Raw genomic sequence first — 7,540 nt, 5'->3', positions numbered from 1 at the left:
TCCACGACCGTAAGGTCACCAGCACCTGAAGCTGGCGTGTCTACCAATTTCACCACCTGGGCATCATCGAAAGCGCTTGTGCGTCGTCGATGGCGCGCACTATACGGAGCGTCTTTTTAACTGTAAACCCCTGCCGCAGAAAAAACTGAATTTTTTTACCAGCGGCGTTCAAAACGGTGTCGGAGCGTCGATACAAGGCCTTGCACAGCCTTATAGAAGCGGAAATTTCCCGTTTCCCGGCGCCTATGCCAAACTAACCCGCATATAGACAAGGTGAAAACTCTCTAATGGCCGATTGGCAGTCCCTCGATCCCGAGGCCGCTCGTGAAGCGGAAAAATACGAAAACCCTATTCCCAGCCGCGAACTGATCCTGGCACACCTCGCCGATCGGGGTTCGCCTGCTGCCCGCGAGCAACTGGTCGAAGAGTTTGGTCTGACCACAGAAGACCAGATCGAGGCCCTGCGCCGCCGCTTGCGCGCCATGGAGCGCGACGCTCAACTGATCTACACCCGCCGTGGCACTTACGCGCCGGTCGACAAGCTCGACCTGATCCTCGGCCGCATCAGCGGTCACCGTGACGGTTTCGGTTTCCTGGTGCCGGACGACGGCAGTGACGACCTGTTCATGAGCCCGGCGCAAATGCGTCTGGTGTTCGATGGTGACCGTGCGCTGGCCCGGGTTTCCGGTCTCGACCGTCGTGGTCGCCGTGAAGGCGTGATCGTCGAAGTGGTGTCCCGCGCTCACGAAACCATCGTCGGTCGCTACTTCGAAGAAGGCGGCATCGGTTTCGTCGTTGCCGACAACCCGAAGATCCAGCAGGAAGTGCTGGTGACGCCGGGCCGCAACGCCAATGCGCAGATCGGTCAGTTCGTCGAAGTGAAAATCACCCACTGGCCAACGCCGCGCTTCCAGCCGCAAGGCGATGTGGTCGAAGTGGTCGGCAACTACATGGCGCCGGGCATGGAAATCGACGTTGCTCTGCGCACGTACGATATTCCGCACGTCTGGCCTGAGGCGGTTGTGAAAGAAGCCGCCAAGCTCAAGCCGGAAGTCGAAGAAAAAGACAAAGAAAAGCGCATCGACCTGCGTCATCTGCCGTTCGTCACCATCGACGGCGAAGACGCCCGCGACTTCGACGATGCGGTCTACTGCGAAGCCAAACCGGGCAAGCTGCGTCTGTTCTCCGGTGGCTGGAAGTTGTATGTGGCGATTGCCGACGTTTCCAGTTACGTGAAGATCGGCTCGGCGCTGGATAACGAAGCTCAGGTTCGCGGCAACTCGGTGTATTTCCCCGAGCGCGTGATTCCGATGCTGCCCGAGCAACTGTCCAATGGCCTGTGCTCGCTGAACCCGCAAGTCGATCGTCTGGCCATGGTTTGCGAGATGACCATCTCCAAGTCCGGCGAAATGACCGACTACTGCTTCTATGAGGCGGTGATCCATTCCCACGCTCGTCTGACCTATAACAAGGTCAGCGCGATGCTGGAAACGCCGAAGGCGACCGAAGCGCGCAAATTGCGCGGTGAGTACACCGACGTCGTGCCGCACCTCAAACAGCTCTACGCCTTGTACAAAGTATTGCTGGCTGCCCGTCACGTACGTGGCGCGATCGATTTCGAAACCCAGGAAACCCGGATCATCTTCGGCTCCGAGCGCAAGATCGCCGAAATCCGTCCGACGGTGCGCAACGATGCGCACAAGCTGATCGAAGAGTGCATGCTGGCGGCCAACGTGGCCACTGCCGAATTCCTCAAGAAGCACGAAATCCCTGCGCTGTATCGCGTTCACGCTGGTCCGCCGCCAGAGCGTCTGGAAAAACTGCGCGCGTTCCTCGGTGAGCTCGGCCTGTCCCTGCACAAAGGCAAGGACGGTCCGTCGCCGAAGGATTATCAGGCTTTGCTCGCGAGCATCAAGGATCGTCCGGATTTCCACCTGATCCAGACCGTCATGCTGCGTTCGTTGAGTCAAGCGGTGTACAGCGCTGAAAACGATGGCCACTTCGGCCTGAATTACGAAGCCTATACCCACTTCACCTCGCCGATCCGTCGTTATCCGGACCTGCTCACGCACCGCGCGATCCGCAGCGTGATCCATTCGAAACAGGACACCCCGCACGTCCGTCGTGCCGGTGCGATGACCATTCCGAAAGCGCGCATCTATCCGTACGACGAAGCGGCACTGGAGCAGCTCGGCGAGCAGTGCTCGATGAGCGAGCGCCGTGCCGACGAAGCGACCCGCGACGTGGTGAACTGGCTCAAGTGCGAGTTCATGAAGGATCGCGTCGGCGAGTCGTTCCCGGGCGTGATCACCGCTGTAACCGGGTTCGGTCTGTTCGTCGAGCTGACCGATATCTACGTCGAAGGCCTGGTGCATGTCACCGCGCTGCCGGGCGATTACTACCACTTCGATCCTGTGCATCACCGCTTGGCGGGCGAGCGCACCGGTCGCAGTTTCCGTCTTGGCGACACCGTCGAAGTGCGGGTCATGCGCGTCGACCTCGATGAGCGCAAGATCGACTTCGAGATGGCCGAGAAAACCATCAGCGCGCCGATTGGTCGCAAGAAACGTGGCACCGAAACCGCTGCGCCTGCTGCCAAGGCTGCGGAAGAAAAGGCTCCAGCGAAAACCGCCAGCCGTCGTCCGGCCAAGGAAAAGGTCGCCGAAGCCTATCGCCCGAGCGACGCCGTGGCGAAAAACGCCGAGCTGCGCAAAAGCCGTGAATTGAAGAAGGCCTTGCTGGCCGATGCGAAAAACGGTGGTAAAGCGGCGTCCGGGGGAAAGACCGGACGGTCGGCGCCTGACAGGGCGACCGACGGCAAGCCAGCCAAGCCGAGCAAACACCGTAAGGGCCCGCCAAAAGCGGGTTCCGCTCCAGCCAAAAGTGGCGGGGCGCGTAAACCGAAGGCGAAGTCATGAGTCAGTTGGAAAAAATCTACGGCGTTCATGCGGTAGAAGCGTTGCTGCGTCACCACCCAAAGCGCGTCAAGCAGATCTGGCTGGCGGAAAGCCGCAACGATCCGCGCGTGCAGACGCTGGTCGAGCTGGCCAATGAAAACCGTGTTCAGGTCGGCCAGGCCGAGCGCCGCGAAATGGACGCCTGGGTTGAAGGCGTGCACCAGGGCGTGGTCGCGGAAGTCAGCCCGAGTCAGGTCTGGGGCGAAGCGATGCTCGACGAGTTGCTTGATCGCACCGAAGGCGCGCCGCTGTTGCTGGTGCTCGACGGTGTGACCGATCCGCACAACCTCGGCGCCTGCCTGCGTTCGGCCGATGCGGCCGGTGCGCTGGCGGTGATCGTGCCGAAGGACAAGTCGGCCACGCTGACCCCGGTGGTGCGTAAAGTCGCCTGCGGCGCCGCGGAAGTGATTCCGCTGGTGGCCGTGACCAACCTGGCGCGCACTCTGGAAAAACTCCAGCAGCGCGGTTTGTGGGTAGTCGGCACCGCAGGTGAAGCCGAGGTCAGCATTTATGACCAGGACCTCACCGGCCCGACCATCCTGATCATGGGCGCCGAAGGCAAAGGCATGCGCCGCCTGACCCGCGAGCATTGCGACTATCTGGTGAATCTGCCGATGGCCGGTAGCGTCAGCAGCCTCAACGTGTCGGTCGCCACCGGCGTGTGCCTGTTCGAAGCCCAGCGCCAGCGCGGTGCGAAGGCCAAGGCCAGCGCTTCGCGCAAGCTATAAGCTGCAAGCTGCAAGCCTCAAGTCAAAAGCGGTCCGCTTGCAGCTTGAGGCTTGTAGCTCATAGCTGCTGTTCAAATAATCACCAATTGCCTTGCGCCCCCGCAGTCCCTTCTCTACAATTGCGCCCCTTGCTGTGACGGCAGGCACGCATGTGCCCCGCGCCAGCAAGTCCATAAGTGTCATTCACTCCTTGTCTGACCGTTTTTGAGCGGCAGGCTACAACCCGTAAGGAGCATTCATGCGTCATTACGAAATCATCTTTCTGGTCCACCCGGATCAGAGCGAGCAAGTCGGCGGCATGGTTGAGCGTTACACCAAGCTGATCGAAGAAGACGGCGGCAAAATCCACCGTCTGGAAGACTGGGGCCGTCGTCAACTGGCCTACGCAATCAACAATGTTCACAAGGCTCACTACGTGATGCTGAACGTTGAGTGCACTGGCAAGGCCCTGGCCGAGCTGGAAGACAACTTCCGCTACAACGATGCAGTGATCCGTAACCTGGTCATCCGTCGCGACGAAGCCGTTACCGGCCAGTCCGAGATGCTCAAGGCTGAAGAAAACCGCAGTGAGCGCCGTGAGCGTCGCGACCGTCCTGAGCACGAAGGCGCCGAAGGCACCGACAGTGATGACAGCGACAACAGCGATAACGCTGACGAGTAATCCACGGACCTTATTAAGGAGCCTATCAAATGGCACGTTTCTTCCGTCGTCGTAAATTCTGCCGCTTCACCGCTGAAGACGTGAAAGAGATCGACTACAAAGATCTCAACACTCTGAAAGCTTACGTATCCGAGACCGGCAAAATCGTTCCAAGCCGCATCACCGGTACCAAAGCTCGTTATCAGCGTCAGCTGGCCACCGCTATCAAGCGCGCCCGCTTCCTGGCCCTGCTGGCCTACACCGACAGCCACGGCCGCTGAGACCGGGCAGTCGACAAGTAGCAAAGGATTGAATGCATGCGCGCCTTAGCTGAGTTCATCATGCGAGGCCGAATGCAGGCCACTCTCGTGGTGGCCGGATGTGCAACATTGCCGTTGTTGTATTGGTTGGGTGCTGCCGCCGGGAGCCTTGTGCTGCTGCGGCGCGGATTGACGGACGCCCTTGGCGTTCTGTCGCTGGGACTGCTGCCGGCCTTGATCTGGTGGCTGTATGCCGACGACCCACGGGCACTTCTGGTGCTGCTGGGGTCTTCGGGGCTTGCGTTGGTTTTGCGCGCAAGCGAATCCTGGGTCCGCACGCTGCTGGTCAGCGTAGTGATCGGAGTGGTGTTTTCAGTGGTGCTCGGGGTCGCGTTTGCGGCCCAGATCGAGATGCTTGCACAGGCCCTTATAAAGGTCATGCCGGCACTTCTCGGTGAGACCTACAAGCAATTGTCGGTCGATGAGCAAGCGCGTTTCGCGTCCCTGATTGCACCGGTCCTGACCGGACTGATTGCGGCCTTGTTGCAGATCGTCAGCGTGCTGAGCCTGATTGTCGGGCGGCATTGGCAGGCGTTGTTGTACAACCCGGGTGGTTTCGGTCGCGAGTTTCGCGCCATCCGCATCCCGCTGGGGCCGGCGATGTTACTGCTGGCGTTGATGCTTCTGGGCCCGAATCTCGGTGCACAGATGGCCATGTTGACGCCGTTGTGCAGTGTACCGCTGGTGTTCGCCGGGCTGGCCCTGATTCACGGGCTGGTCGGGCAGAAGCGACTGGCCGGTTTCTGGCTGGTGGGGTTGTACGTCACGCTGCTGTTGTTCATGCAGCTGATCTATCCGTTGCTCGTGGTTCTGGCCATTGTCGACAGCCTGATTGATTTTCGCGGTCGTCACGTGTCGAAAGACACCGACAGCGCGAACGGTGAAGGTTAAAAGTTAGAGGATTTTCACATGCAACTGATCCTTCTGGAAAAAATCGCCAACCTGGGCAACCTGGGCGACAAAGTAAACGTTAAGGCCGGTTACGGCCGTAACTACCTGCTGCCTTTCGGCAAGGCTACCGCTGCGACCGCTGCCAACCTGGCTGCGTTCGAAGAGCGTCGCGCCGAGCTGGAAAAAGCCGCCGCAGACCGTAAGGCATCGGCTGAAAGCCGTGCTGCCCAACTGGCCGAGCTGGAAGTGACCATCACTGCCACCGCTGGCGACGAAGGCAAGCTGTTCGGTTCGATCGGTACTCACGACATCGCTGACGCACTGACCGCCTCCGGCGTTGAAGTGCAGAAGAGCGAAGTTCGTCTGCCGAACGGCACCATCCGCAACGTGGGTGAATTCGACGTGGCCGTGCACCTGCACGCCGAAGTTGAAGCCACCGTACGCGTTGTCGTGGTAGCAGCTTAAGCAACACGGATCGGCTGGCGGCTTGTCCGTCAGACGGTTAACATCGGGCACGATCCTGTTTACAGGTCGTGCCCTTTGTCTTTCTGAATTCCCTGCTTTTCACTAATACTCAAGTGGCCATGAACGATATCTCCGCTCCCGAGCAATACGATCTGCAAACCGCTGCCCTGAAGGTGCCGCCGCATTCCATCGAGGCTGAACAGGCCGTACTCGGTGGTCTGATGCTGGACAACAACGCCTGGGAACGCGTGCTTGATCAAGTCTCCGATGGCGATTTCTATCGACATGACCACCGTCTGATTTTCCGCGCGATCGCCAAACTGGCCGATCAGAACTCGCCGATCGACGTCGTGACCCTTGCCGAACAACTGGACAAGGAAGGCCAGACGTCGCAAGTCGGCGGCCTCGGCTATCTTGGCGAACTGGCAAAAAACACCCCGTCCGTCGCCAACATCAAGGCCTATGCGCAGATCGTCCGCCAGCGTGCGACGTTGCGCCAACTGATCGGCATCAGCACCGAGATTGCCGACAGCGCCTTCAACCCGGAAGGTCGCACCGCTGAAGAAATCCTCGACGAAGCCGAACGGCAGATCTTCCAGATCGCCGAAGCGCGGCCCAAGACCGGCGGCCCGGTCGGGGTCAATGAGCTGCTGACCAAGGCCATCGATCGCATCGACACGTTGTTCAACACCGCCGACGCGATCACCGGTCTGTCTACGGGTTACACCGACCTCGATGAGAAGACCAGCGGCTTGCAGCCGTCCGACCTGATCATTGTCGCCGGCCGACCGTCGATGGGTAAGACCACCTTCGCGATGAACCTGGTGGAAAACGCCGTGTTGCGCAGCGAGAAGGCTGTCCTGGTTTACTCCCTCGAGATGCCAGGCGAATCGCTGATCATGCGTATGCTGTCTTCGCTCGGCCGAATCGATCAGACCAAGGTGCGTTCCGGCCAACTCGAAGACGACGACTGGCCGCGCCTGACATCGGCGGTCAATCTGCTCAACGACCGCAAACTGTTCATCGATGACACCGCCGGCATCAGCCCGTCGGAAATGCGCGCGCGCACTCGTCGTCTGGTGCGTGAGCACGGCGATGTCGGCCTGATCATGATCGACTACCTGCAACTGATGCAGATTCCCGGGTCCAGCGGTGACAACCGCACCAACGAGATTTCCGAGATCTCGCGATCCCTGAAAGCCCTGGCCAAGGAATTCAACTGCCCAGTAGTCGCCTTGTCGCAGCTCAACCGTTCCCTCGAACAGCGCCCGAACAAACGCCCGGTGAACTCCGACTTGCGGGAATCCGGAGCGATCGAGCAGGACGCCGACGTGATCATGTTCGTTTACCGCGACGAGGTGTATCACCCGGAAACCGAGCACAAGGGCATCGCCGAAATCATCATCGGCAAGCAGCGTAACGGCCCGATCGGTTTCATTCGGCTGGCGTTCATCGGTAAATACACGCGCTTCGAAAACCTCGCACCTGGCAGTTACAACTTCGACGACGACGAATGACAGCAGGCCGGATCATCCGGCT

The 7,540-nt window shown here is 59.9% G+C and carries 7 protein-coding genes; all 7 read left to right on the top strand.

What is annotated here, in order from left to right; genetic code table 11:
• The first annotated feature begins 287 nt into the window (after nucleotides 1–287).
• Nucleotides 288–2,918, top strand: a complete 2,631-nt coding sequence (rnr, locus tag D8U60_RS11260; RefSeq protein ID WP_122610363.1) for a ribonuclease R — start codon at nucleotides 288–290, stop codon at nucleotides 2,916–2,918.
• Entirely contained in the window at nucleotides 2,915–3,685 is a 771-nt protein-coding gene (gene rlmB, locus D8U60_RS11255) for a 23S rRNA (guanosine(2251)-2'-O)-methyltransferase RlmB (RefSeq protein ID WP_039756866.1), read from the top strand. Before rnr ends, rlmB begins: the two co-directional genes overlap by 4 nt.
• A 238-nt stretch (nucleotides 3,686–3,923) precedes the next feature.
• Nucleotides 3,924–4,346, top strand: coding sequence for a 30S ribosomal protein S6 (rpsF, locus tag D8U60_RS11250; protein WP_016771938.1), 423 nt, complete (start codon nucleotides 3,924–3,926; stop codon nucleotides 4,344–4,346).
• 29 nt (nucleotides 4,347–4,375) lie between these two features.
• Nucleotides 4,376–4,606 (top strand): 30S ribosomal protein S18, encoded by a 231-nt coding sequence (gene rpsR / locus D8U60_RS11245; protein ID WP_002551829.1) that lies wholly within the window; start codon nucleotides 4,376–4,378, stop codon nucleotides 4,604–4,606.
• 36 nt (nucleotides 4,607–4,642) lie between these two features.
• Complete coding sequence (locus D8U60_RS11240; protein WP_016771937.1) at nucleotides 4,643–5,536, top strand: hypothetical protein; 894 nt, start codon at nucleotides 4,643–4,645, stop codon at nucleotides 5,534–5,536.
• Nucleotides 5,537–5,554: 18 nt separating this feature from the next.
• Nucleotides 5,555–6,001, top strand: a complete 447-nt coding sequence (gene rplI / locus D8U60_RS11235) for a 50S ribosomal protein L9 (RefSeq protein ID WP_003221136.1) — start codon at nucleotides 5,555–5,557, stop codon at nucleotides 5,999–6,001.
• A 119-nt stretch (nucleotides 6,002–6,120) separates the two neighbouring features.
• Entirely contained in the window at nucleotides 6,121–7,518 is a 1,398-nt protein-coding gene (dnaB, locus tag D8U60_RS11230) for a replicative DNA helicase (RefSeq protein WP_016771936.1), read from the top strand.
• Nucleotides 7,519–7,540: the final 22 nt, after the last annotated feature.

The organism is Pseudomonas sp. Sample_11 (genome assembly GCF_004307505.1).
GTDB classification, from domain to species: Bacteria; Pseudomonadota; Gammaproteobacteria; order Pseudomonadales; family Pseudomonadaceae; genus Aquipseudomonas; species Aquipseudomonas atacamensis.
The sequence above is the reverse complement of the archived record's forward strand: the minus strand, read 5'-3'. Positions and strand labels throughout refer to the sequence as shown.

What these genes read in the sequence shown, in the direction of transcription:
- rnr (WP_122610363.1), top strand. Translation starts at nt 288, where the DNA reads ATGGCCGATTGGCAGTCCCTCGATCCCGAGGCCGCTCGTGAAGCGGAA.
- rlmB (WP_039756866.1), top strand. Translation starts at nt 2,915, where the DNA reads ATGAGTCAGTTGGAAAAAATCTACGGCGTTCATGCGGTAGAAGCGTTG.
- rpsF (WP_016771938.1), top strand. Translation starts at nt 3,924, where the DNA reads ATGCGTCATTACGAAATCATCTTTCTGGTCCACCCGGATCAGAGCGAG.
- rpsR (WP_002551829.1), top strand. Translation starts at nt 4,376, where the DNA reads ATGGCACGTTTCTTCCGTCGTCGTAAATTCTGCCGCTTCACCGCTGAA.
- D8U60_RS11240 (WP_016771937.1), top strand. Translation starts at nt 4,643, where the DNA reads ATGCGCGCCTTAGCTGAGTTCATCATGCGAGGCCGAATGCAGGCCACT.
- rplI (WP_003221136.1), top strand. Translation starts at nt 5,555, where the DNA reads ATGCAACTGATCCTTCTGGAAAAAATCGCCAACCTGGGCAACCTGGGC.
- dnaB (WP_016771936.1), top strand. Translation starts at nt 6,121, where the DNA reads ATGAACGATATCTCCGCTCCCGAGCAATACGATCTGCAAACCGCTGCC.